A 23216-nucleotide genomic window follows, 5' to 3' on the forward strand; every position below is an offset into this window, starting at 1 on the left:
CCGTCGTGGCCGGCCCCTACGGGTAGTACCCGTCGACCGGTACGCGCGCCTCGTCGTACAGGGCAGGTCCTTCCTGCGGTACGGCGGGGAAGCTGCCGGTCGACTTGAGTCCGTTCAACTGCTCACCGGACAGTGCGTAGACGACCCGGCCGAGGCCGGACCGGGCGAGCGCGCCGGAGCACATCTCGCACGGCTGGCAACTGGTGTACATGGTCGTGCCCGCGGCCGCCTCGGCATCGAGGTTGCGCGCCGCCCAGACGGCGAGCTTCAGCTCCGGATGGAAGCTGATGTCGCCCTCGGTGATGCTCGTGTTCTGCTCCTCGGCCAGGACGGTCCCGTCCGGTCCGACCAGGAGCGACCCGAACGGCGGGTTGCCGGCCTGGCGCGCGGCCGCGGCCAGTTCGATCGCGCGGCGGAGGAAGCCTTCTGCTTCGGGGGTCACGTGTTCTCCCATCATCGGTGCGCGGCGATCGTCGCCAGCGCCTGCCAGGCCACCTCGGGCCGTTCGGTTTCGGCGGGATCACCCACGAAGGGGTCCAGTACGACGCTCCGCGCGCCGAGATCGCGGAGTGCGTCGAGGTCGGCGAGAACCTGTTCGAGCGAGCCCTCGCCCGCGACTCTCTCGTCATCGGGCAGCGGCTCCGTCGTCAGCCGGAGCAGGATCCGCGGCGCGAACTCCGGTACCGGCCGGTCCTCCTCGGCGGCGATCGACCGCAGCCGGTCCATTGCTGCACGCAACCAGTCGACCCGCTCCCGCAGGGGGTGCCACGCGTCGCCGTACCGGACCGCCCGGCGCATCCCCGCCATACTGCGCCCGCCGATCCAGAGCGGCGGTCGACCGCCGCCGCCGTAGTCCTTCTCGTCCGCCCACGCCTCGCGGAGCACCGCGAGCAGCTCGTCGGTCTCGCGCCCGCGGCGAGTGAAGTCCGCACCGAGTGCCTCGAACTCCTGCCGGGCCCAGCCGGAGCCGACACCGAGCACCAACCGGCCGCCGCTCAGTTGCTGGAGGTTCGCCGCCATCCTTGCCACCAGCAACGGATGCCGGTACGGCGCGATCAGCACGGTGGTGCCCAGCCTGATCCCGTCGGTGATCCCGGCGAGCCAGCTCAGCGTGGTGAACGGTTCGTAGAACGGCGCCGGATACTGCTCGGCGACATCCGGCGTGATCACGACATGATCGGACACCATCAGCAGGTCGTAGCCGAGACCCTCCACGGTCCGGGCCCAGCCGCGCAGCCGGTCCGGATTCGTGCCGGGACCGAAGTTCGGGACATTCACACCAAGTTCCACGCCATTCAGGCTATCGAGGTGAATGCCCGGTTTTGAAGGGATTCCTCCCGGCGTACGGCGGGATCGGCCGGGAAATCACCGGTAATATCGCGGCATGACCGAGACTCTCGATCCGACCGACTGGGCCATCCTGGTCGAGTTGCAGCACGACGCGCGGATGTCGCTGACCGAGCTCGGCCGCCGGGTGAACCTCAGCGCGTCCGCAGCGACCGAACGGGTGCGCCGGCTCGAGTCGACCGGCGTCATCAGCGGCTACCGGGCCGACGTCGACCTGACCAAGGTCGGGTACGCCGTGCTCGCGGTCGTCCGGCTGAAGTATCCGGGCAACAAGCACGAGCCGCTCCGCCAGTTGCTCAAGGAGCGGCACGAGATCCTGGAATGCCTGCGTACCACCGGCGACGACTGCTACACGCTCAAGGTCGCCGCGGCGTCGATGCCGCACCTGGAGGAACTCGTCAACGAGCTCACCGAGTTCGGCAGCACCACGACCAACCTCGTCTACACCCAGACCCAGCCGTACCGCGGTCCGCAGGCCGCGCCCGGCGAAACCCGGTAGCGGTCAGCGGCCGGAGTTGAGAGCGTTGGCCGGGTGACTCTGAACGTCCTCGGCATCGAGGTCTCCCCCGCCCTGCTCGCGCACTGGGTCGACTGGCTCGCGCCCGACGTCCAGCCGTTCTACGTCACCAGGCAACAGGCGAAGCAATGGGATCTTGTGACGGACAACCGTGGGCCGACGCGGGAGCAACGCGACACCTATCGCGTCTACCGGCTGGACAGCTCCGCAACCCACGTGGCCTGGCTGGACGAACCGACGTACGCCGTGTTGCCGAAGCCGACGCGGGCCGCACTGGTCCGCGCGCAGGTCCGTCACAACCGCGGCGAGGTACCGACCGTACGGCGGTGGCACTCGATGCTCGATCCGGCGATCCGCCGGCAAGCGGACGGCCACCGGTTCGTCTGGTGGAAGTCTCTGCTCGAGGACCGGGCCGAGCTCGTGCTCCCACACGTTGTCAGCGAGGACATCGGACCGAGTCGGCACACCGAGGTCCGCGAGTGGCCGTCCACGCTCCCCCGCGTCCGGGAGCTCGCCGGGACCTTCGCCGCGGGCAGCGGACCCAACTGCTTCGGAACCGTCATGGCAGCGGCCGGGGTCGAGGGAGCGGACCAGGTCTGGATGGTGCGCGAGCCCTTCGAGGAGTGGCTGGCAGGCAACACAGTCCCGCGCGGACGGGACGACGTGCCGGGGACCGTCTTCGTTTGGCGGAACCTGAATGGGCTCGTGGAGCACGCGGCGATCACCATCGGCGGCGGGTGGATGCTGCACAAGCCGTCGCAGTCGTGGATGACACCACGCAAGATCCGCACGGTCGCGGAGGTCAAGCGCAGTACGAGGACTGCCGGCTGGCGACTGGAGCGCCGTAGGCTGTCGATGTGAGGCTTCTCGTCACTGGGGCCGCCGGCTTCCTGGGGCGTGAGGTCGTGCGGCTGGCTGGGCATGACGTCGTTCCGACGTACCACAGGGCTGCAGTCGCAGGCGGGGTTCGGATGGATGTCCGGGACCGTGGCGAGGTCGCGGATGTGCTGCGTCGGGTCCGTCCCGACGGCATCATCCACGCCGCGTTCAGGCAGTCCGACTGGGAGACCACTGCCGATGGAGCAGCCCACCTCGCCGTTGCCGCGAGAGGTGCCCGACTGGTGTTCGTGTCGACGGATGTGGTGTTCGGCGGTGGCGATCAGCCGTACGACGAGGACGCGGCGCCGTGCCCGGTGACGCCGTACGGCGCGGCGAAGGCGGCCGCCGAGACGACGATCCGCGCGGTCGATCCTTCCGCGGTCATCGCACGTACGTCGATCATCGTCGGAAGCGACGGTACGTCGGCCAGCGAACGGCTCGTGCACGCATTGGCGAGCGGACAGTCGGGAGCACTGTTCGCCGGCAACATCCGGTGCCCGGTCCACGTCAGTGACCTGGCCGCCGCGCTACTCGAGCTGCTGGAGTCCGACCATACCGGCACGGCTCACGTGGCCGGCCCGGACGCCGTCAGCCGACTGGACCTCGGCCGGTTGATCGCGGCCCGCGACGGCCTCGACCCGGACACGTTGCCATTCGTGCCAGGCCGGCCGTCGGACGTTCGCCTCGACAGCCGGAAGACACAGAAGCTCCTCACCACCCGCCTGCGTCCGGTAGCGGAGTTCCTCAAGAACCCGGCGTGAGGTGGCGGGCCAGGACCTCGAGTGCGTCCATGACCTCCTGCCGGTCCTTCGGGTCGTCCGAGCCGAGCGCTGCCGTGAGAGCGTCCTCGATTCCGGTGGCCCGAACCTCCGCGACCCGGGCGGACACCGTCTCCGACTGGTGCACGAGAGCGCGCCGGCGGTCCACCGGATCCGGTGCGGTGTCCACCGACCCTGCCTCCTTGAGCCGGGCAACGGCCGTCGACACCTGACTCTGCGGCAGACCGGTCCGGGCGGCGATCTCCCCCACCGCGCTGCCGGGATGCGCGGCGATGTCGCTCGCCACGATCAGCACCATGCGCGCGCTCCCGGCGTACCGGCCTGCGCCACCCGGCGGCTCCGGCAGCGCGTCCTCACCGATCTTCATCAGCGTCCGCCCGAGCAGGAAGAGCTCAACACCGTTCACGTGCGCAATCTACATCGAATTCGATTCATTCATATTGATGTATCTGTTTCGATGGATTAATCTCAGGGCCATGACCACACTCGAGGTACCAGGCGCCGTGCTGCACTATCAGGTCCGCGGATCCGGACCGCTGCTGCTGATCTCCCAGAGCGGAGAAGGCGACGCGGATCGCAGTACGGATCTGGTCGACCAGATCGCCGGCAACTACACCGTGCTGACCTACGACCGGCGCGGGCTGTCTCGCAGCAAGGTCGGTGCGGGCGGCGCGACGATTGCCGATCACGCCGACGACGTTCACCGGCTGCTGCTCGAGGTCACCGACGAGCCGGTCGTCATGCTCGGGTGCAGCCTCGGCGCGGTGATCGGGATGCATCTGGCGGTCCGCCACCCGGAGCAACTCGCCACGCTGGTCGCGCACGAGCCGATCGCGCCCTGGCTGTTGCCGGACGCAGTGGCGAAGGCGCACCGGGCCGAGCTCGACACCATCCGCGCCGCCTATCTGGCCGACGGACTCCAGGCGGCGATTCCACAGCTCGTCCGGACGCTGGGCATCGACGCGGCGAGCGCGGCCACCGAGCCGGGCCTGACCCAGTTCCCGATGGATGCCCAGCGGATCGCGAACTTCGACTACTTCATCCGCCACGACTTCGCCGCGGCCGCGCAGGACGATCTTGACGTCGACAAGCTGGCGACGGCCCGCACCCGGATCGTCCCGGCCACCGGCACGACGACACCCAGGACGGTGTTCGACTACCAGTGCGCCGAGGCCCTGGCCGCTCTGCGCGGGCAGGAGCTCAGCATCTTCCCGGGCGGTCACAACGGCAATCTCAGCCATTCGCGCGCGTACGCCCGGCGGCTGCGTGAGGTCCTGGGTTAGGCGGTTTCGTCGACCGTGGTGGTGACGGGCGTGCCCAGCTCGACGGTGCGGCTGACCGTGCAGAGGCGGTCGTGCGACATCTTCACCGCGCGCGGCAGCGCCTCCCGGGCCTTGTCGCCGTCCTCACCCTCGGGGAAGCGAATGGTGAACTCGACGGCGAGGTTCTCCATCCGGTTGCCCTCCTCAGCGTCGCGGACCTTGTCGCCGCGCACCTCGGCACGGAACTCGGTCGGCTCCGCCCGCCGGCTGACCACGATGTCGACGTCGATCGCCGAGCAGGTGCCGATCGCGGCCAGCAGCAGCTCGACCGGGGTGAAGTCGGTGTCCGCACCGCCGGAACCGACCCGGATGCTGCCGCCGCGCGCGTTGCGGACCTCATAGCTGCTGTTCGCCAGGCGTTCGAACTGCACCTGCCGGAGTGTGTCGCTCATAGCCGTCACAATCTGTTGCTCGTGGCAACGTCAGAGAGTCGTCAAAGCCTCGGCCACCGGGGTGTCTCCGGCGACGAGTTCCAGGGTCCGGCCGATCGAGGCCGGGGTGTCACAGAGGCCGGCCAGCACCAGCGCCACGTCGTCGCGGCTGATGTGGCCGCTGCGGCCGTCGCCGATCTTGTCCGCGAGCAGCACGCGCCCGGTGCCAGGGTCGTTGGTGAGGCCGCCCGGCCGCAGGATCGTCCAGTCGAGATCCCTGGACCGCAGGTCTTCCTCGGCAGCCCACTTGGCCCGCAGATAGACGGTGAAGGTCTCGTCGTCGGTCAGCGAGGGAGCCTTGTCCGCATTGATCGAGCCGACCTGGAGATGCCGCCGTACGCCGGCCTGCTCGGCCGCGTCCGCGAACAACGCGGCCGCTCCCCGGTCAACCGTGTCCTTCCGCGCCTTGCCGCTGCCCGGTCCGGCACCCGCTGCGAAGATCGCGACGTCGGCACCGGTCAGTACGCCGGCTACTGCCGCAGCGTCAGCCTGCTCGAGATCCAGTACGGCGGCCTGCCCGCCGGCCGCAGTGATGTCGGCCTCGTGATCGGGGTTGCGGACCAGCCCGACCACCTCGTGACCGTCATCGGCCAGCAGCTTGGTCAGCCGCAGCGCGATCTGTCCGTGTCCACCCGCTATCACCACTCGCATGCCCCGAGCCTAACTCGCCGCCGCATCAGGCAGACTGCTCCCGTGCCGCACGCAACAGCCGCCGACGGGAACCGGATCGCGTACCAGGTCCGTGGCGACGGGCAACCACTGGTCCTGCTGGCCGGCCAGGCCAATAACCACACCTGGTGGGACCCGGTCCGGGCCGACTTCGAGGCGACGTACCGGACGATCACGCTGGACTGGCGTGGTACCGGGGACAGCGACAAGCCGGATGAGGTTTACAGCACGCCCGGCTTCGCAGATGACGTGATCGCGGTGCTCGACGACCTCGGACTGCCTGCGGCGCATGTTTACGGCACATCGATGGGTGGTCGGGTCGCGCAGTGGGTCGCGATCAACCATCCGGATCGGCTCAAGGCGCTGGTGCTCGGGTGCACGTCACCGGGCGCCAAACACGGCTACGAGCGGAGTCAGGAGATCCGCCGTGCGCTGGCCGATCCGCAAAGGACCGACAGCGTGCTGCTCGAGCTCATGTACACGCCGACCTGGCTGGCGGCGAACCCCGGTCCGCAGCCGGTGCTCGGTGACGCTGACATGCCGGCGTACGCGAAGGGGCGGCATCTGGTCGCGAGCAACCGGCACGACGCCTGGGACGGACTGCCGAGTATCACCGCGCCGACGTTGATTCTGCACGGGACCGATGACATCTTCAGCCCGGTCGCCAACGCGCAGCTCCTCGCGGACCGGATCCCCGGCGCCCGCGCAGAACTCGTCCAAGGCGCCCGGCACGCGTACTTCCACGAGTTCCGGGCTGTCGCCAGTCCGTTAGTGCTGGAGTTCCTGGCTCACTGACGTCGCAGGATCGGGCGGAGCGCTTCCAGCACGCTCGCGTCCTCGATTGTCGACGGCACCGCTTCGTCGCGACCGTCCGCGATCCCGCGCATCGTCTTGCGCAGGATCTTGCCCGACCGCGTCTTCGGCAGCCCGTCCACCACCGACACGTCCCGGAACGCCGCCACCGGCCCGATCTCCCGCCGTACCGCTGCCACCAACTCCTCCCGCAGCACGTCCTCCGGGATGTCGGCACCGGCCTTGAGTACGACGAGACCGCGCGGGACCTGGCCCTTCAACGCGTCATGTACGCCGATCACCGCGCACTCGGCGACGGCTGGATGAGCCGCAAGAACGGCCTCCATCGAACCGGTCGACAGGCGGTGTCCGGCGACGTTGATGACGTCGTCGGTGCGGCCCATCACGAAGATGTAGCCGTCCTCGTCGAGGTAGCCCGAGTCGCCGGTCAGGTAGTAGCCGTCGTAACGGCTGAGGTAGTTGTCAATGTAGCGCTGGTCGTCGCCCCACAGCGTCGGCAGAGCACCCGGCGGCAGCGGGAGCTTGATCGCGATCGCTCCCTCCTCGCCCGCGGGCTGCGGTGTCCCGACGGCGTCCAGGATCTGCACGTCCCACCCTGGCACCGGCACCGTCGCCGAGCCCGGCTTGGTCGGCAACGCCTCGAGTCCACGCGGGTTCGCGGCGATCGGCCATCCGGTCTCCGTCTGCCACCAGTGATCCACCACCGGTACGCCGAGATGCTCGTGAGCCCAGTGGTACGTCTCCGGATCGAGCCGCTCGCCAGCCAGGAACAGAGTCCCGAACGCGCTCAGGTCGTACTTCGACGCGAGCTCGGCCTCCGGATCGACCTTTTTGATCGCCCGGATCGCGGTCGGTGCGGTGAACAGGGCCTTCGCGCCGTGCTCGGAGATGACGCGCCAGAACGCGCCGGCGTCCGGCGTACCGACGGGCTTGCCCTCGTAGAGCACGGTGGTCGCGCCGACCAGCAGCGGCGCGTAGACGATGTAGGAGTGGCCGACGACCCAGCCGACATCGGAGGCGGTCCACCACACGTCACCGGGACCGATGTCGTAGATCGCCCGCATCGACCAGGACAGCGCGACCGCGTGGCCGCCGTTGTCGCGGACGACGCCCTTCGGCTTCCCCGTTGTACCTGACGTGTAGAGGATGTAGAGCGGATCGGTCGCGGCCACCGGGACCGGATCGGCAGGCTTCGCCGCGGCGATCAGCTCGGCCCAGTCGAGATCACGCTCGCCCAGCTCGGCCGGGGCGGTCTCCCGCTGCAGCACGATGGTGTGCTCCGGCTGGTGCCGGCTGATCTCGAGAGCCTGGTCGATGATCGGCTTGTACTCGACCACCCGCGTCGGCTCGATGCCGCAGGACGCGGCCACGATCACCTTCGGCGTCGCGTCGTCGATGCGTGCGGCGAGCTCGCGGGGTGCGAACCCACCGAAGACGACCGAGTGGATCGCGCCGAGCCTCGCGCACGCGAGCATGGTGACGGCGGCCTCGGGGACCATCGGCATGTAGACGATGACGCGGTCGCCCATACCCACTCCGAGCGACGCGAGTGCGCCGGCGAACCTCGCGACCTCGTCCCTCAGCTCGCCGTACGTGTACGACCGGCCCGTGCCAGTGACCGGGGAGTCGTAGATCAGCGCGACGCGATCGCCGTTCCCCGCCTCGATGTGCCGGTCCAGAGCGTTGTACGACGTGTTGAGCTCGGCGTCGGGGTACCACCGGTAGATAGGTGCGGCCGAGTCGTCCAGTGCCCGCGTCGGCGGCCGGGTCCAGGAGATCGCCTCCGCGGCCTCGAGCCAGAACCCTTCCGGATCAGCGAGACTCCGCCGGTAGCTCTCGTCGTACGCGCCCATTCTGATGGCCTCCCAATCGTCGGCTTCCTTCATCGTGGCAGGGTTGAGGCATGACGGTAAGGGTCGATGACGTGCGGGCGGCGGCGGAGCGGATCGCCGGACGGGTACGACGGACTCCGGTGATCGAGGTGGCGCCGGGCCTGGTCTTCAAGCTGGAACTGCTGCAGCACACCGGCTCGTTCAAGCCGCGCGGCGCCTTCAACCGGCTCCTGGTCGCGAAGGAACGCGGTGAGCTGACCGGTCAGGGCATCGTCGCGGCGTCCGGTGGTAACGCGGGTCTGGCCGCGGCGTACGCCGCCCGGGAACTCGGCGTACCGGCGCGGATCTTCGTCCCGGTCAACGCGCCCGCTCCGAAGGTCGCCAAGCTGCGCACGCTCGACGCCGAGGTGGTCCAGGTCGGGAACGAGTACGCCGAGGCGTACCAGGCCGCCGTGGAGGCACGGGACGAAGGCGACGCGCTGCTACTGCACGCCTACGATCAGCCGGAGGTTGTCGCCGGTCAGGGCACGATCGGGCTGGAACTACTCGAGCAGGTCGGATCCTTCGACACTGTGCTGGTCGCGGTCGGTGGTGGTGGACTGATCGCGGGGATTGCGACCGCGATCGGCGACAGCGCGCAGGTGGTCGGGGTGGAGCCGGAGTTGTCGGCGACGCTGCACCGCGCACTGGAGGCCGGCGAGCCCGTCGACGGCCCAGTCGGTGGGGTGGCGGCGGACTCGCTCGGTGCCCGGCGTCTCGGTGATCTTGCCTTCGCGGCAGTTCGGGAGAACGGCGTACGGTCGCTGCTCGTTGACGAGGAAGCCATCGTTGCTGCTCGCAACGAGCTCTGGCACGAGTACCACCTGGCCGTCGAGCACGGCGCCGCGGTCACGTACGCCGCGTTGAAGTCGGGCGTCTACCGCCCGGCCGATGGCGAGCGGGTGGTCGTGGTCGTCTGCGGAGCCAACACGGACCCCGCCACGCTCACCTGACCTGTCTGACCTGTCTGACCGGCTTGCGCTTCGGCCGGTCGTCGGCCAGGATCCAGGCGGCCAGGACACCGGCGATCGCGCCGAACAGGTGTCCCTGCCAGGAGATCCCGTCCTGCGGCAGCAGCCCGCCGAGCAGTGCACTCCCCCAGACCAGGACGACCACGACGCCGACCAGAACCTGGCCGATCCGGCGGTTGAACAGTCCGCGCATGATCAGGTAGGCGGCGTACCCGAAGACCAGTCCGCTGGCGCCGATCGTGATCGTGTTCGGCGGTGAGATCAGCCAGGTGCCGAACCCGCCGATCACCGTCACGATGGCGGTCACCGCGAACAGTCGCGCCGCACCGCCGACGGCGATCAGCAGGCCGAGAGTCACCAGCGGCAGCGTGTTCGAGATCAGGTGGCCGAATCCGAGGTGCAGGAACGGCGCGGTGATGATGCCGATCAACCCCTGCGGATCACGCGCGATGATCCCGTACTGATCCAGCGCGCCGTTCGTGGCCGCGTCGATGATCTCGCTGAGCCACATCAGCCCGACCAGCACACCGAGCAGCTTCAGTCCACTACCGATCCGGGCAGCATCCACCGCCCGTCCGGTCCGCTTCGCGGGGATCTGGGAGCTCATGCATCCACGATGCCGTATCCGGCCAAGTCTCAGTCTTTGACAGGCGCGGCGACAGCACACAGTGATCTCTGCGATACTCCCGGTGGCTATCGAGGTGAGGTGGGGGAACGCGATGCCGGTTGCCGTCTATGTGCTGGGCTTGAGCATCTTCGCGCAGGGAACGTCGGAGTTGATGCTCGCCGGTCTGCTGCCCGAATTGTCGGGCGATCTGCGCATCTCCATCCCGGCCGCAGGCCTGCTGATCTCCGCCTTCGCGGTCGGCATGCTGCTCGGCGCGCCGATCCTTGCGGTCGTCACGCTCAAGTGGTCCCGGCGTACGGCGTTGCTGGTGTTCCTCGGCATCTTCGCGGCCACCCATGTCGCGGGGGCGTTGACCCCGAACTACGCGATCCTCCTGGCCACCCGCGTCGTCGGCGCCTTCGTGTATGCCGGTTTCTGGTCAGTCGCGGCCGTCACGGTGGTCGCACTGGTGCCGATCGACCGGCGAGCTCGCGCGATGAGCGTCGTCACCGGCGGCCTGACAATCGCCACCATCGTCGGACTCCCGATCGGCACTGTGCTCGGGCAGAACCTCGGCTGGCGATCGGCGTTCTGGACAGTCGCCGGTTTGTGCGTCCTCGCAATGGCCGGTGTCTTCGCGACCATCCCCGGTGGCCGGCCCGACCCGGCGAGTGCGCCGCAACTGCGTGAGGAGCTTCGTGCGCTCCGCCACGCGAGACTCTGGCTGGCCTTCGGCACGACCGCACTGGTCACCGCCACCATCCTGGTGGTGTTCAGCTACCTCGCTCCCCTGCTGATCAACACCACCGGGCTGACGCCGAGCGCCGTACCGGGTGTCCTCGCGCTCTACGGTCTCGGCTCGTTCATCGGCATCACGCTCGGCGGCCGGACCGCGGACGCCCTGCCGTTCCACACCCTCTTCGTGGGCATCACCGGCCTGGGGATCCTGTCCGCGGTCCTCGCGCTCACCGCGACGAATCCCGTCGTCACCCTCGCGGTGGTCGTGCTGCTCGGCGCCTTCGGCTTCGCGACCAACCCGGCACTCAACGCCCGCGTCTTCAGCCTGGCCGGCGATGCGCCGACCCTGGCGACCGCGACCAACTTCTCCGCGTTCAATGTCGGCATCACCGCCGGGCCGTGGCTCGGCGGCCTCGCGATCGACGCCGGCGCTGGCTACCCGGCACTCGGGTGGATCGCGGTGGCCACCGGGCTCGCGGCCCTCGCGACGGTGGTGGTCGCCGCCTTCCTGCCAGTCAGTTCACGGGACCGCTCGGGTCGATGTGGCTCGGATCGAACTCGGCGTGCCGCTTGAACACGTACTTGTTCAGCAGCCAGGTGATCGCCCACAGCGCGACGCCGATGAGCATCAGCCAGCCGGCGATCTTGTAGTCCGCCGAGTCACGCCCGGACAGCGGGCTGGCCAGGTAGACGCACAGGACCACACCGAGCAGCGGGAGCGCGGTCGGGGCGTGGAAGTGCTTGTGCTCGACCCGGTCCCGGCGAAGCACCAGCACTGCGACGTTCACGATCGCGAACACGCACAGCAGCAGGAACGCCGTCGTACCGCCCAGCGCGGCCAGGTCGGCGTACCCGATCAGGAAGAACGCGAGCAGCGTGGTGAACAGGATGGCGATCCACGGCGTCCGGCGCCGGCGCAGCACCCGGCCGAGCGGACCGGGCAGGACCTGCTCGTGCGACATGCCGTACAGCAAGCGGCTCGCCATCAGCATGTTGATCAGCGCCGAGTTGGCCACCGCGAACATGGTGATCCAGGCGAACACCTCGAGCGGGAAGCCCGGTGCACCGGCCTGGACGACCTTGAGCAGCGGGGTGGCGCCCTCGTTCAGGTCCTCCGGCGACACCAGCGTGACCGCGGAGATCGCGACCAGGACGTAGATGACACCGGTGATGCAGAGACCGGTCAGCATCATCTTCGGGAAGATCCGGATCGGGTCCTTGGTCTCCTCGGCCATGTTCACCGAGTCCTCGAAACCGACCATCGCGAAGAACGCCAGCGCGGTCGCCGCGGTGACGGCACCGAACGGTGACTCGCCAGACGGGACATTGAAGTCGGTCAGCCGCGAGGTGTCGCCGTCGCCACCGGCCAGCGCCCACGCGCCGATGCCGATCACGATCAGCAAACCGCTCAGCTCGACACAGGTCAGTACGACGTTCGCCTTCACGCTCTCGCCGACGCCGCGCAGGTTGACCAGCGCGATCAGCGTCATGAATCCCAGCGCGGTGATCATCAGCAGCGACCCGCGCTCGGGGTCGATGTCGGCGGCGGTGAAGAAGTTCGCCGCGAAGGCCTTCGACGCGCTCGACGCCGAGGTGAGGCCGGAGCACATCACCGCGAAGGTGAGCAGGAAGGTGAGGAAGTGGATCCCGAACGCCTTGTGCGTGTAGACGGCGGCGCCGCCGGCCTTCGGGTACTTCGTGACGAGTTCCAGGTAGCTGGTCGCGGTCAGCAGCGCCACGATGAACGCGCACAGGAACGGCAGCCAGACCGCCCCGCCGACCTCGCCGGCCACCTTCCCGGTCAGCGCATAGACGCCGGTACCGAGAATGTCCCCGACCACGAACAGGAGTAGCAGGCCGGGTCCCATGACCCGTTTGAGTTCAGGACGCTCGCCCGTCTGAGGTTCGGCGGCGCTGGGACTTTCGCTCATCAGCGTCCTCGCTTCGCTGCGGGCGCTGACGAGCGAATCTGCTCACTGTGCTCGATGATGAACTCGCTTCGCTCGTCCATTAGGCCTCCCAGGAAGTCGGTGCGACAGTCGACCACACTCCGGGGTGCATCCGCCACAGCCAGCGACCAAGCCGTGGCCGGAAGGTGACCGGCGGCCTGGGAGCATGGGCCTGTGATGCACCTTCGTCTCATCGTCCCACCGGATCGCACCAGCCGCGTCCTGGACACGCTCGTCGACGATCCACGGGTGACCAGCGTGGTCCGGCTGCCCGGCGCCGCGCAGCGACCGGCCGGCGACGTCGTCGAGTGCGACGTGACCCGGGAAGCGACCTCGGACATCCTCGCCTACCTCAAGCACGAGGGCCTGTACGACGAGGGCTCGGTGGCGATCGCGGACGTCGACGCCGCACCGTCGCGCAACGCACGGGAGACCGAGAAGGCGGCTCCGGGTGCCCCGGACGACGCGGTGATCTGGGACGCGGTCGTCGACCAGGCCTACAACGAGGCGGCCGGCTCCTGGGTCTACTACGCCTTCCTCACGCTGGCGACCATGATCGCGGCGGTTGCCGTGGTCACCGATTCGTCGATCCTGGTCGTCGGTGCCATGGTCGTCGGTCCCGAGTTCGGTGTCGTCGCCGCGCTGGCCGTCGGACTGGCCCTGCGCAACTGGGGTCTGACCTGGCGGTCCGCGCGTCTGCTGGTGCTCGGATTCGTGCTGGCCATCGCCCTGACCGCGCTGGCAGCCCTGCTGGCCCGTGCCGTCGGCTGGATCGACGTCGAGTCCGTCACCGCGGACCGTCCCCTGACCGGGTTCATCTGGCGGCCGGACCGCTGGTCGGCGGTCGTCGCCGTACTGGCCGGGTGCGCCGGCGTCCTGTCACAGACCGCCGGACGGTCGAACGCGCTCGTCGGCGTCTTCATCTCGGTCACCACCGTGCCGGCGGCCGGGGACCTGGCCCTGTCACTCGCACTGTGGGCGCCGGGACACGTCGGCGGTGCGGCGGCGCAACTCGGGATCAACCTCGTCGGCATGACGGTGGCCGGGGTGGTCACGCTCCTGGTCCAGCGAGTGATCTGGCGGACCTACCCGCGGCTGAAAGGGCGTGGAAAGGCGGGCGCGCGCGTTGAGGCTTGACCAGACGTCCCCTGTCCGGTCCGCGCGCGCCCGGCAGAGACAGTCGTACCCCACTCGGGGTGGATTCGCACCTGCAGATCGCCTGACGTATGCCGGACATGGCGCGAAGTCGCCATTAACGGGAAAACGATTCCACCTGCATCCAGGAGACGAGATAACCTGTCCGGGATCCGGGCGATGGGAGGGACGGATGCTGGAGTCGGTGGGGGTTGATCCGCCTGACGAGGAGGCGTACCGCGCCCTGCTGACCGCGTCCGGGTGCGGGATCGCCGAGCTCGCGAAGCTGCTCGACCGCGACGAACACGAGGTCGCCGCGACCGTCGAGCGGCTGGAGACCCTTGGCCTGCTGACCACCACGTCGGACCATCCGATCCGGCTGCTGCCGACCCGTCCCGACGTCGCCGTCGACGCCTTGGTCGCCGTACGTCGTGCCGAGCTCGACCGGGTTCGCGCCGAGGCGAGGGTGCTGCTGACGGAGCTGCGAGCGCAAGAGCAGCACCGGCCGGAGAACCTGGTCGAGGTGATCGTCGGTCAGGAGGCGATCGCGGCCCGGTTCGCGCAGTTGCTGAACGGGACCCGCGAGGAGCTGCTGGTGCTCGACCGGCCGCCGTACGCGTCGAAGACCGGGGAGTCGGAGCCGCGGGTGCGTGGGCTGCTCAGCGACGGTGTGGTTGTCCGGGGCATCTACTCCCCCGACTCACTCGACCGGCCCGGTGGCGTCGACCAGGCGTACAGCGCGGCGGACGCCGGCGAGACCTCGCGGATCCATCCGCAGTTGCCGATGAAGCTCGCTGTCTTCGACCGCCGGGCGGCGTTGATGCCGCTGGACGTGGATCAACTGGTCGACAGCGCTCTCGTCGTCCATCCGTGTGCGTTGCTCGACGCACTGGTCGAGATGTTCACGCTGTTGTGGGACCAGGCAGTTCCGGTAGTGCCCGTGGTCAAGACGGATCCGCTCGACGCGCGGCTGATGACGCTGCTCGGCGCGGGACTCAAAGACGATGCGATCGCGCGGCAGCTCGGGCTGAGCAGTCGCACGGTCGGCCGCCGGGTTGCGGAGCTGATGGAGACGCTGGGTGCGCGGACCCGGTTCCAGGCCGGCATCCACGCCCAGCGTCGCCATCTCCTCGAGGACTGAGTCAGCAGGCCGCCAGCATCTGCTGCAGCGCGGTCTTCTCGGCCGACTGCAGCGAGAGTCCGTAGGTGTACTTCACCCAGATCCACTCGCGGGCGTAGATGCAGTGCACCGACGAGTTGGTCGGCTTCCACTCCGACGGGTCCTTGTCGCCCTTGGACCGGTTGCTCGACGCCGACACCGCGATCAGCTGCGCGATGCTCAGGTCGTTCGCGAACTGCTGGCGGCGGGCCGTGCTCCAGCCGTTGGCGCCTGACTTCCAGGCTTCGGCGAGCGGGACGATGTGGTCGATGTCGACACCCGAGGAGTCATTCACGTAGGTGGCGTCGTACACGCTGTACCAGCGACCGGTGGTCGGCTGGCAGCTGCTGTCGACGGTGACGCCGGTGCCGTCACGCTTCAGCACTTGTTCACGGGTGTCGCAGCTCCCGGACTGCGTGATCCAGTGCGGGAACAGGTCCCGGCTGTACCCGCTCGTCGAGCCCTCCGTCTTCACGGTGAGGCTGGCCAGCTGGGTGGCCGCCGTACCGGCCGACGGCGGGTCCGGTGGGTAGGCGAGCGCCGGTCCGGCGCTCAGGGTGAACGCCGCGGTCGCGGCGACTGCTGTCAGTGCAGCGGTGATCGAACGTCGCATAGGTCAGGCCTCCGAGGGTGGGGCGGATCCCCCCTGACGTACTGCCCTCAGCCTTCCCCGATCACAGGCGGTAAGAAACCACTCACGGATGAAGGCCGTGTGAACGGTCCGATCAGTCGTGCTCCACGACGGTGAGTGTCCAGCCGGGGCCGGTGCGGTCGAGTTCGGCGTTCCAGCGTTCGCTGACCAGCTTGTGCAGCGACTTCGGCGTTCCGGGGTCCTTGCCGGACTCGAGCAGGTGCCGCGCGACCAGGCCGCGCGTGTGCTTGGCCATGTGCGAGACGACCGTGCGTACGCCGTCGCGTTCGCGGACCACGTTCACCGAAACCCACTTGGCTGCCTGGTCGCCACTCGGACGCCACGCGGCGACATACGTCGAGGAGCGGCAGTCGACGATCACACCGCTGCTCTCCGCCAGCGCGGCCGCCAGTGGATCGCGCCACACCGACGCCAGCGGTCCGTGACCGGGCAGCGTCGTACCCATCGAGAGCCGGTACGGCGGTACGCGGTCGGCCGGCCGCAACGCGCCCCACGCCGCGGACACCACGAGCAGGCGGCTACCTGCGCGACGCTTGGTGCCGGCGGACATGCTCGCATACCCGAGGGCGTCGTACAGAACGCCGGAGTACAGCTCGGACACCGGCACGGCCGGCTCGGTGCGCCAGCGGGTGTTGCGGTCGACCTCGCCTTGCAGCGAGGCGCCGACGTCCAGTACGTCGTACGCGTCGGATGAGGCCGAGACCTTCGCCAGCGTCTCCAGGACCTGCACGCGGACGGGGTTCAGCTCCGGGAACGACAACGTGGAGAAGTCGACGGCGCGACCGCGGGACCGTCCGGTCTTGCCCTCGGACGGCGGCAGCAGAATCAGCATCAGGTCAGCTCGTCCAGCACGGCCAGGTCGGTGGCGGTCGGGTCCCACATCCCGGCCGCGACGTTCTGCGCGATCTGCTCCGGTGTGGTCGCGCCTGCGATCACCGAGGCGACCGCAGGCTGTGCCGCGAGGCCGCCGATCGCGACGTCGATCATGGACAGGTCGCGCTCGGCCGCGAACGTCTCGAGCGCCTCGATCTTGTCGAAGTCGGCGTTGGCCAGACGGTCCGGCTGGGTCGCGAGCCGCGTCCCGGCGGGTGCCTCCTCACCGCGCTTGTACTTGCCGGTGAGCAGGCCGGAGGAGAGTGGGAAGAACGGCAGTACGCCGATGCCGAGGTGCTCGCACGCGGGCACCAGTTCGTCCTCGACCTCGCGCTCGAGCAGCGAGTACCGGTTCTGGGCGCTGATGAAGTGCTCGAGGCCGGCGGTCCGGGCGGCCCAGTCGGCGTCCACCACCTGCCAGCCGGCGAACTGCGAGCTGCCGATGTACCGGACCTTGCCCTCAGCAACGAGCTCGGACAGCGCCGCGAGCGTCTCCTCGATCGGAGTGACCTGGTCGGGGAAGTGCAGCTGGTAGAGGTCGATCCAGTCGGTGCCCAGCCGCTGCAGACTCGACTCGACCGCCTTGCGGATGTACCGGCGGGAGGCGCGGACACCCCAGTCCGGGCCGTTCACCCCGTGCATGTCGCCGCCGAACTTGGTCGCGATCACCACCTCGTCGCGCCGGCCGCCGAGGGCTTTGCCGAGCAGTTCCTCGCTCGAACCGTGCTCGCCCTGGTAGACGTCCGCGGTGTCGAACAAGGTGATCCCGGCGTCGACCGCGGCGTTCACCACCACGTCCGTACGGCTCGCATCCAGCCGCCGTCCGAAGTTGTTGCAACCCAGCCCGACCACACTCACAGTCAGTCCCGAGTCGCCGAGCTGCCGGTACTCCATCTCGCTCATGTGCCCAGCCTAATCACGGCATACAGTGGCCCTCATGCCGAGTCTCACCGTGGACGGCGCCCGCACTCGGGCCGCCGCACTCTCCGTCCAGTCGTACGACGTCGACCTCGACCTCACCCAGGGCGAGCGCACGTTCGGATCCACCACCACGATCAAGTTCAGCGCGTCGGATCAGACGACATGGCTGGACGTGCAACCCGACAAGCTGTTGTCGGTGACCCTGAACGGCGCACCGGTCGACGTCACCGGGCTGAACGACGGACGGCTCGAGCTCACCGGCCTGCAGCCGGACAACGAGCTCGTCGTCACCGCCTCGATGGCCTACTCCCACGACGGTGAGGGACTGCACCGTGCGGTCGACGCCGCCGACGGTCTCGTCTACACCTACGCGATGTCCTTCCTGGACGCCGCGCCGCGCATCTTCGCGTGCTTCGACCAGCCCGACCTCAAGGCGCCGTACCGGATGAAGGTCACCGCGCCGCCGGAGTGGCTGGTCCTCGGCAACGGAGCCGCGACCCAAGTCTCCCCCGGTCGCTGGGAGCTGGCCGAGACGCTGCCGCTGTCGACGTACTTCGTCACCGTCGTCGCCGGGCCGTACCACCAGCAGACCGACTCCCACGACGGCATCCCGCTCAGCGTGGTGTCGCGGCAGTCGCTGAAGGAGGCGCTGGACCGCGAGGCCGAGGACATCTTCCGGGTCACCAAGCAGGCCTTCGACGAGTACCACCGGATGTTCGGCTACCGGTACCCGTTCGGCGAGTACCACCAGGCCTTCGTGCCGGAGTTCAATGCCGGCGCGATGGAGAACCCAGGCTGCGTGACGTTCCGCGACTCGATGGTGTTCCGGTCCGCGGCGACCGACGCCGAGCGCAGCCAGCGGGCCCGGACGATCGTCCACGAGATGGCGCACCAGTGGTTCGGCGACACCGTCACGATGCAGTGGTGGAACGACCTGTGGCTGAACGAGTCCTTCGCCGAGTACATGGCGCACCGGGTGTCGACCGCCGCGACCGACTACCAGGACAACTGGGTCGACTTCGCCTACATGCGCAGGTGGTGGGGCCTGCAGGCCGATCAGCGCTCCTCGACGCACCCGGTCGCGGCGGACGCGGTGAAGGACGCACTGTCGTCCCTCGACGACTTCGACGGCATCTCGTACGCCAAGGGCGCGGCCGTGCTGAAGCAGCTGGCCGCCTATCTCGGTGACGACGTCTTCCTGGCCGGCGTCAAGGCGCACATCGTCGCGCACGAGTTCGCCAACGCGACGTTCGCCGACCTGCTCGCGAAGTGGACCGAGGCCGGCGCCGTCGACCTCGACACCTGGGCGCAGAACTGGCTCCGTACGCCGGGCCTCGACACGATCAGCGCCGTCCGCACCGAGACCGGCATCAAGCTGCGCCGGGTCGCGCCGACCGCACACCCGGCAACACGACCGCACAAGCTGACCGTCGGTGGGTACGACGCCGACGGTCGCGCCACGACCGTCGACGTACTGCTGGACGCGGACGAGGTCGACGTACCGCTCGACTCCTCGGCCGCAGTGGTGATCCCGGACGCGGGCGACGACACCTGGGCGAAGATCCGGCTCGACGCGGACAGCCTGGCGAACCTGGCGACGGTGCTGCCGAAGATCGAGAGCGGCGTGACCCGGGCCGTCGTTCTGAACAGCATCCGGGACGCGGTCGCGGACGCCGAGCTCGACCCGAAGCTCGGCTTCGAGGTCCTGCTCAGCATGCTGCCCAGCGAGACCAGCGACATCGCGGTCTCGGCGATCGTCGGCTGGGCGCAGAGCCGGCTGCTCGGCATCTACCTGCCCTACGAGCCGTACCGCGGCCGGCTGGCCGACGTACTGGCCGAGCGATTGCGGTCGGCGCCGGCAGGCAGCAGCCTGCAGCTCGCGGTGGCCCGCGGCCTGGTCAAGCTGACCGACGACGTGGACCTGCTGCAGGGCTGGCTGAGCGGCAGCGGCGTACCCGAAGGACTCCCGGTCGATGCCGAGCTGCGCTGGGCGGTGACGCTGCAGCTTGCCCGCCTCGGTGCGATCGGCGACGCCGACATCGACGCCGAGCTCGCCCGCGACAACACCTCCGAGGGTGTCGTGCACGCGACCGAGTGCCGGGCCGCGCTGCCGACACCGGAGGCCAAGGAGCGGGCCTGGGCGATCATCATGGCCGACGCCGACGTCGCGAACTACGAGCTGTACGCCGCCGGCACGGGCTTCTGGCACCCGGCGCAGGCCGAGCTCACCGCGCCGTACGTCGACCGGTTCTTCGCCGAGATCGCCGGGACCGCCAAGTTCCGGTCCGGCTGGGTGATCGCGAGCAGCGCGAACACATCGTTCCCGCGGTACGCGATCGACGAGCGGGTGGTCCGGCTGGCTGGTGAACTGGCCGCCGACGATTCGGTCGCGGCCGGAATCCAGCGTGCTGTCGGCGACTGCACCGACGACGTGAAGCGGGCCATCGTGATCCGGAACGCGTTCGGTGGCTGAGTTCTGAGTCGCGGTCACACCGTGTTGTGACTACTGTGACTGGTGTGATCACAAGGACCCTTGTGAGCAGGCAAGATGTGATTTCGTGACAGAACCTCCACAATGACCGGGCGGCACGGCGCGCCGGTCTTGGTCAGGCAGCACGTCACGGGAGAGACTCTAGAGAACCGCACAGGAGAACAAAGGCAATGCGCGAGGCGAGGCTCGTCGGTCTGAGCCAGGATGGCAAGCAACTCATCCTGGCGCTGGCAGAGACGGGTGAGGAGTTCGCCGTTCCGGTCGACGACCGGTTGCGTGCGGCCCTGCGCGGCGACCGTGCCCGACTCGGCCAGCTGGAGATTCAAATGGAGAGCGCGCTGCGCCCACGAGACATCCAGGCTCGTATCCGCGCCGGCGAAAGTCCCGAGGCGGTCGCGGCCGTCGCCCAGATGCCGATGGAACGCGTGATGGCGTTCGCCGGCCCGGTCCTTGCCGAGCGGGACCACATCGCGAGCCTCGCGCAGCGCGCCTCCGTCCGTCGTCGTGGCGGTGCCGACGCCCCGGCCCGCAACCTCGGCGCCTGGGTCACCGAGCGGCTTCGCACGCGTCAGGTCGACCCGACGTCTGCCGAGTGGGATGCCTGGCGGCGCGACGACGGTCGCTGGGCGGTCCGGGTCTCCTACTTCGTCGCGGCCGAGGACGCCGACGAGCAGAAGGAAGAGAAGATCGCGATGTTCGCGTACGACGCTCCTGGTCGGTACGCGGTCCCGGACGACGACGAGGCCCGCTGGCTGGTCGGCGAGCAGGCACAAGTCATGCCGCCGCCGGTCCAGCCCGCGCACCAACCGGGCGAGCGCCGGCTGAGCGCGGTGGCCGACATCGACCTGTCCATCGCGCCCGACCACGGAGCCGACAGCTACGAGGCCGGCTTCGAGGACACCGTCAGCCTGCCGCGGCGAAACCAGCCGGTTTCCCGGGAGGCAAGCCCTGACAGTCACGCCACGCGCGACGCCGAGCGCGGTCCGCGCCGGGTGCACTCGGTGCCGGACCCGGACGAGGAGCCGACGCTGATCGACGTACCGGTCGAGCAGCCGCCGACCCTGCGTCCGGCCGTGCGTGCCGTCGAGCGTCCCACTCAGCTTCCGGCCGAGGCTGCTTCGATGGCTCCGCCCGAGGAGCGTGCTGCCGCGCGAGAGAACCCGTTCACCGAACGCCGTGCCACACCGGACCGCACTCCCCCAGCTCCAGTGCGCCAGGCACCCGAGTCCCGCCCCGCCGAGCGCCCGGGTGGTCGCACTGCTCCGGTGGAGCGCTCTGCGCCTGCCGAGCCGACGCCGCCTCCGGTCGAGGCACCCGCGCCCAAGCAGCCGGCCACCACCGAGCCGCCCGCGGCTGCCGCGCCCGCTGCCTCTGCCTCTGTCGACGCTGACGCCGCGCCTGCGGCGAAGGAAGATGCTCCGGCCGAGCCGAAGAAGAAGCCGGCCCGCCGCAACGCCAAGCGTGCCAGCGTCCCGAGCTGGGACGAGATCATGTTCGGCAAGAAAGCCGACTGATCCCGGCGGTCGTCTGACACATCACGGACTGTTGTCCCAGATGGCGGACGGTGTTTGGCAGGGTCTGCGTGCTCTGCCATGATCTTCGGCATGTTCATGCTGTGTTGTTGCTGTTGTCGCTGACGCGCGCCGTCTCCGGCGCACGAGGCCCTGCCCCTTTCCGTGGCCCGCCCGCCGACACCAGCACTCACAGGATTACTCCTCATGAATCTCCCGGCTTTCGCCGACCTGCTCGCAGCTCGTGGCCTCCGGCTGCTGCCCGGCTCGCACGCCGTACCGGTCGAGCTGCTCGTTCAGTTGCCTGACGCAACGATCGCCCGGTTCACCGCGCGCGGTACAACGCTCCGCCTGAGCCGCTTCGCCCCCGGCGCGCTCACCGCGATCACGATCGCCGCCGAGTGCGGTTGCGGCGACCACCACCCGCAGTCCGGTCCGGCCCGCGTCACCCTGAGCAGGTACGCCGTACCGCTCGACGAGCACACCCTCGACGGCGAACTCCTCTTCGGCTGGCAGCACCACGAGGCCGGCCTGCTCCGTCTGGCCGACGCCGCCACCCACTTCTTCACCCTCCTGGCCCACGCCGACACCCCCACCCGAGAACTCGTCGGCGTCGCCTGACCCTCCGCATGTCGAGAATGCGGTGCCGGCTCCGTCCCTGGTACATCAGCGGCCATGACGGGCCGCACGACGGAGAGGGGAATCACCGTGACGATTCAGCGGATGGACAACGTCGGCATTGTCGTCGACGACCTGGATGCTGCCATCGCGTTCTTCGCAGAACTCGGCCTGGAACTAGAGGGCAAAGCGCAGGTTGAGGGCAGCTGGGCGGACCAATGTGTCGGGCTCGACGGTGTCCGCTGCGACATCGCGATGATGCGGACCCCGGACGGTCACAGCCGGCTCGAGCTCTCGCTGTACCTCAGCCCTGTGGTCATCGCTGCCACACCGCAGAACCCGCCGCACAACACGGTGGGGATGCATCGCGTCATGTTCAGCGTCGACAACATCGAGGATGTCGTCGCCCGCCTGCGCCCGCACGGCGCCGAAGTCCTCCGTGAGATCGCCCAGTACGAAGACATCGTCCGACTCTGCTATGTCCGCGGCCCCGCGGGGATCCTCATCGGGCTGTCCCAGCAGCTCAGCTGACCGCAGTACGACCGCCCGCGGCGGGCGGTGCGGGTTATGGGCGGCGGTGGGGTGGTTCGTGGGTGTCGTAGTGGGCGCGAGACTCTTCGACCTTCGCGAGGTTCGGGGACCATTCGGCCAGCGAGTGGAAGAGTGGGGCGAGGCTGCGGCCGAGGTCGGTGATCTCGTACTCGACCCGTGGCGGCACCTCCGGGAAGTACGTGCGCTGCACCAGGCCGTCGCGTTCGAGTTGACGGAGTCGCTGGGTGAGGACCTTCGGCGTGATCACCCCGATCCGGCGCTCGAGTTCGACGAATCGCTGCCGTCCGTACTCGTTCAGCGTCCACAGGATCGGGGTCGTCCACCGGCTGAAAACCAGATCCACCACCGGCGCGATCGGGCACGCCTGCACCGGTTCGACCGCTGTGCGCTCGCTCACATATCCGCCTTCCAG

The 23216-nt window shown here is 69.1% G+C and carries 25 protein-coding genes; 13 read left to right on the forward strand and 12 right to left on the reverse strand.

Features of this window, described 5'->3' with window-relative positions:
* Positions 1–16: 16 nt before the first annotated feature.
* Complete coding sequence (locus tag E0H73_RS18515; RefSeq protein ID WP_131357556.1) at positions 17–442, reverse strand: nucleoside deaminase; 426 nt, start codon at positions 440–442, stop codon at positions 17–19.
* An 11-nt stretch (positions 443–453) separates the two neighbouring features.
* Entirely contained in the window at positions 454–1290 is an 837-nt protein-coding gene (locus E0H73_RS18520) for a TIGR03619 family F420-dependent LLM class oxidoreductase (protein WP_131357558.1), read from the reverse strand.
* 94 nt (positions 1291–1384) lie between these two features.
* Between E0H73_RS18520 and E0H73_RS18525 the strand changes: the two genes are divergently transcribed.
* Genes E0H73_RS18525 through E0H73_RS18535 form a run of 3 tightly spaced genes read left to right on the forward strand, consistent with a single transcriptional unit; the run spans position 1385 to position 3504 of the window.
* Positions 1385–1846: an Lrp/AsnC family transcriptional regulator gene (locus tag E0H73_RS18525; RefSeq protein WP_131357562.1), complete on the forward strand. Its 462-nt coding sequence runs from the start codon at positions 1385–1387 to the stop codon at positions 1844–1846.
* 33 nt (positions 1847–1879) lie between these two features.
* Positions 1880–2725 carry a hypothetical protein gene (locus tag E0H73_RS18530; RefSeq protein ID WP_238164072.1) on the forward strand — a complete coding sequence of 282 codons (846 nt, stop codon included), beginning with the start codon at positions 1880–1882 and terminating at the stop codon, positions 2723–2725.
* Positions 2722–3504, forward strand: coding sequence for an SDR family oxidoreductase (locus tag E0H73_RS18535; protein ID WP_131357564.1), 783 nt, complete (start codon positions 2722–2724; stop codon positions 3502–3504). Before E0H73_RS18530 ends, E0H73_RS18535 begins: the two co-directional genes overlap by 4 nt.
* Here the strand turns inward: E0H73_RS18535 and E0H73_RS18540 are convergent.
* Positions 3488–3928 carry a MarR family transcriptional regulator gene (locus E0H73_RS18540; protein ID WP_131357567.1) on the reverse strand — a complete coding sequence of 147 codons (441 nt, stop codon included), beginning with the start codon at positions 3926–3928 and terminating at the stop codon, positions 3488–3490. The two genes, E0H73_RS18535 and E0H73_RS18540, sit on opposite strands and share 17 nt — an antisense overlap.
* A gap of 70 nt (positions 3929–3998) precedes the next feature.
* On the opposite strand from E0H73_RS18540, the gene E0H73_RS18545 reads away from it, so the two are divergent.
* The gene (locus tag E0H73_RS18545) at positions 3999–4805 is read left to right on the forward strand and encodes an alpha/beta fold hydrolase (RefSeq protein ID WP_131357570.1); all 807 of its coding nucleotides are present in this window, start codon (positions 3999–4001) and stop codon (positions 4803–4805) included.
* Here the strand turns inward: E0H73_RS18545 and E0H73_RS18550 are convergent.
* Positions 4802–5236: an OsmC family protein gene (locus tag E0H73_RS18550; protein WP_131357573.1), complete on the reverse strand. Its 435-nt coding sequence runs from the start codon at positions 5234–5236 to the stop codon at positions 4802–4804. The genes E0H73_RS18545 and E0H73_RS18550 overlap by 4 nt on opposite strands.
* 30 nt (positions 5237–5266) lie before the next feature.
* Positions 5267–5926, reverse strand: coding sequence for an SDR family oxidoreductase (locus E0H73_RS18555; protein ID WP_131357577.1), 660 nt, complete (start codon positions 5924–5926; stop codon positions 5267–5269).
* A 42-nt stretch (positions 5927–5968) separates the two neighbouring features.
* Between E0H73_RS18555 and E0H73_RS18560 the strand changes: the two genes are divergently transcribed.
* A complete protein-coding gene (locus tag E0H73_RS18560; protein WP_131357580.1) occupies positions 5969–6739 on the forward strand; it encodes an alpha/beta fold hydrolase in 771 nt (256 codons plus the stop codon).
* On the opposite strand, the gene E0H73_RS18565 is transcribed toward E0H73_RS18560, so the two are convergent.
* Positions 6733–8643, reverse strand: coding sequence for a propionyl-CoA synthetase (locus E0H73_RS18565; RefSeq protein ID WP_131357582.1), 1911 nt, complete (start codon positions 8641–8643; stop codon positions 6733–6735). The genes E0H73_RS18560 and E0H73_RS18565 overlap by 7 nt on opposite strands.
* 17 nt (positions 8644–8660) lie before the next feature.
* Here E0H73_RS18565 and E0H73_RS18570 point away from each other — a divergent pair, with 17 nt between their 5' ends.
* Entirely contained in the window at positions 8661–9581 is a 921-nt protein-coding gene (locus E0H73_RS18570) for a threonine/serine dehydratase (RefSeq protein ID WP_131357585.1), read from the forward strand.
* On the opposite strand, the gene E0H73_RS18575 is transcribed toward E0H73_RS18570, so the two are convergent.
* On the reverse strand, positions 9574–10206 hold the full coding sequence (locus E0H73_RS18575) for a rhomboid family intramembrane serine protease (protein ID WP_131357588.1): 633 nt from the start codon (positions 10204–10206) through the stop codon (positions 9574–9576). The genes E0H73_RS18570 and E0H73_RS18575 overlap by 8 nt on opposite strands.
* A gap of 82 nt (positions 10207–10288) precedes the next feature.
* Here E0H73_RS18575 and E0H73_RS18580 point away from each other — a divergent pair, with 82 nt between their 5' ends.
* Positions 10289–11518, forward strand: coding sequence for a Cmx/CmrA family chloramphenicol efflux MFS transporter (locus tag E0H73_RS18580; RefSeq protein WP_238164073.1), 1230 nt, complete (start codon positions 10289–10291; stop codon positions 11516–11518).
* On the opposite strand, the gene E0H73_RS18585 is transcribed toward E0H73_RS18580, so the two are convergent.
* Entirely contained in the window at positions 11460–12875 is a 1416-nt protein-coding gene (locus E0H73_RS18585) for an APC family permease (protein ID WP_131357591.1), read from the reverse strand. The genes E0H73_RS18580 and E0H73_RS18585 overlap by 59 nt on opposite strands.
* A 195-nt stretch (positions 12876–13070) precedes the next feature.
* On the opposite strand from E0H73_RS18585, the gene E0H73_RS18590 reads away from it, so the two are divergent.
* Positions 13071–14030: a DUF389 domain-containing protein gene (locus E0H73_RS18590; protein ID WP_131358093.1), complete on the forward strand. Its 960-nt coding sequence runs from the start codon at positions 13071–13073 to the stop codon at positions 14028–14030.
* Between the two features lie 190 nt (positions 14031–14220).
* On the forward strand, positions 14221–15168 hold the full coding sequence (locus E0H73_RS18595; RefSeq protein ID WP_131357594.1) for a helix-turn-helix domain-containing protein: 948 nt from the start codon (positions 14221–14223) through the stop codon (positions 15166–15168).
* A gap of 1 nt (position 15169) precedes the next feature.
* Here E0H73_RS18595 and E0H73_RS18600 read toward each other — a convergent pair whose 3' ends face one another.
* The 3 genes from E0H73_RS18600 to E0H73_RS18610 all read right to left on the reverse strand — a co-directional run bounded on the left by E0H73_RS18600 (position 15170) and on the right by E0H73_RS18610 (position 17614).
* Positions 15170–15799 (reverse strand): HNH endonuclease family protein, encoded by a 630-nt coding sequence (locus tag E0H73_RS18600; RefSeq protein ID WP_131357597.1) that lies wholly within the window; start codon positions 15797–15799, stop codon positions 15170–15172.
* Positions 15800–15911: 112 nt separating this feature from the next.
* Complete coding sequence (locus tag E0H73_RS18605; RefSeq protein WP_238164074.1) at positions 15912–16670, reverse strand: YaaA family protein; 759 nt, start codon at positions 16668–16670, stop codon at positions 15912–15914.
* The gene (locus E0H73_RS18610) at positions 16670–17614 is read right to left on the reverse strand and encodes an aldo/keto reductase (protein ID WP_131357600.1); all 945 of its coding nucleotides are present in this window, start codon (positions 17612–17614) and stop codon (positions 16670–16672) included. Before E0H73_RS18610 ends, E0H73_RS18605 begins: the two co-directional genes overlap by 1 nt.
* 34 nt (positions 17615–17648) lie before the next feature.
* Between E0H73_RS18610 and pepN the strand changes: the two genes are divergently transcribed.
* From pepN to E0H73_RS18630, 4 genes are all read left to right on the forward strand, one after another.
* Positions 17649–20105, forward strand: coding sequence for an aminopeptidase N (gene pepN / locus E0H73_RS18615; RefSeq protein ID WP_131357603.1), 2457 nt, complete (start codon positions 17649–17651; stop codon positions 20103–20105).
* 188 nt (positions 20106–20293) lie between these two features.
* Positions 20294–21637 carry a septation protein SepH gene (sepH, locus tag E0H73_RS18620; RefSeq protein ID WP_131357606.1) on the forward strand — a complete coding sequence of 448 codons (1344 nt, stop codon included), beginning with the start codon at positions 20294–20296 and terminating at the stop codon, positions 21635–21637.
* Between the two features lie 204 nt (positions 21638–21841).
* On the forward strand, positions 21842–22255 hold the full coding sequence (locus tag E0H73_RS18625; RefSeq protein WP_131357610.1) for a hypothetical protein: 414 nt from the start codon (positions 21842–21844) through the stop codon (positions 22253–22255).
* A gap of 87 nt (positions 22256–22342) precedes the next feature.
* Entirely contained in the window at positions 22343–22783 is a 441-nt protein-coding gene (locus E0H73_RS18630; protein ID WP_131357613.1) for a VOC family protein, read from the forward strand.
* Between the two features lie 34 nt (positions 22784–22817).
* Here the strand turns inward: E0H73_RS18630 and E0H73_RS18635 are convergent, their stop codons facing one another.
* Positions 22818–23201: a winged helix-turn-helix transcriptional regulator gene (locus tag E0H73_RS18635; RefSeq protein WP_131357616.1), complete on the reverse strand. Its 384-nt coding sequence runs from the start codon at positions 23199–23201 to the stop codon at positions 22818–22820.
* Between the last annotated feature and the right edge of the window lie 15 nt (positions 23202–23216).

This window comes from Kribbella pittospori (genome assembly GCF_004331465.1).
GTDB lineage: Bacteria > Actinomycetota > Actinomycetes > Propionibacteriales > Kribbellaceae > Kribbella > Kribbella pittospori.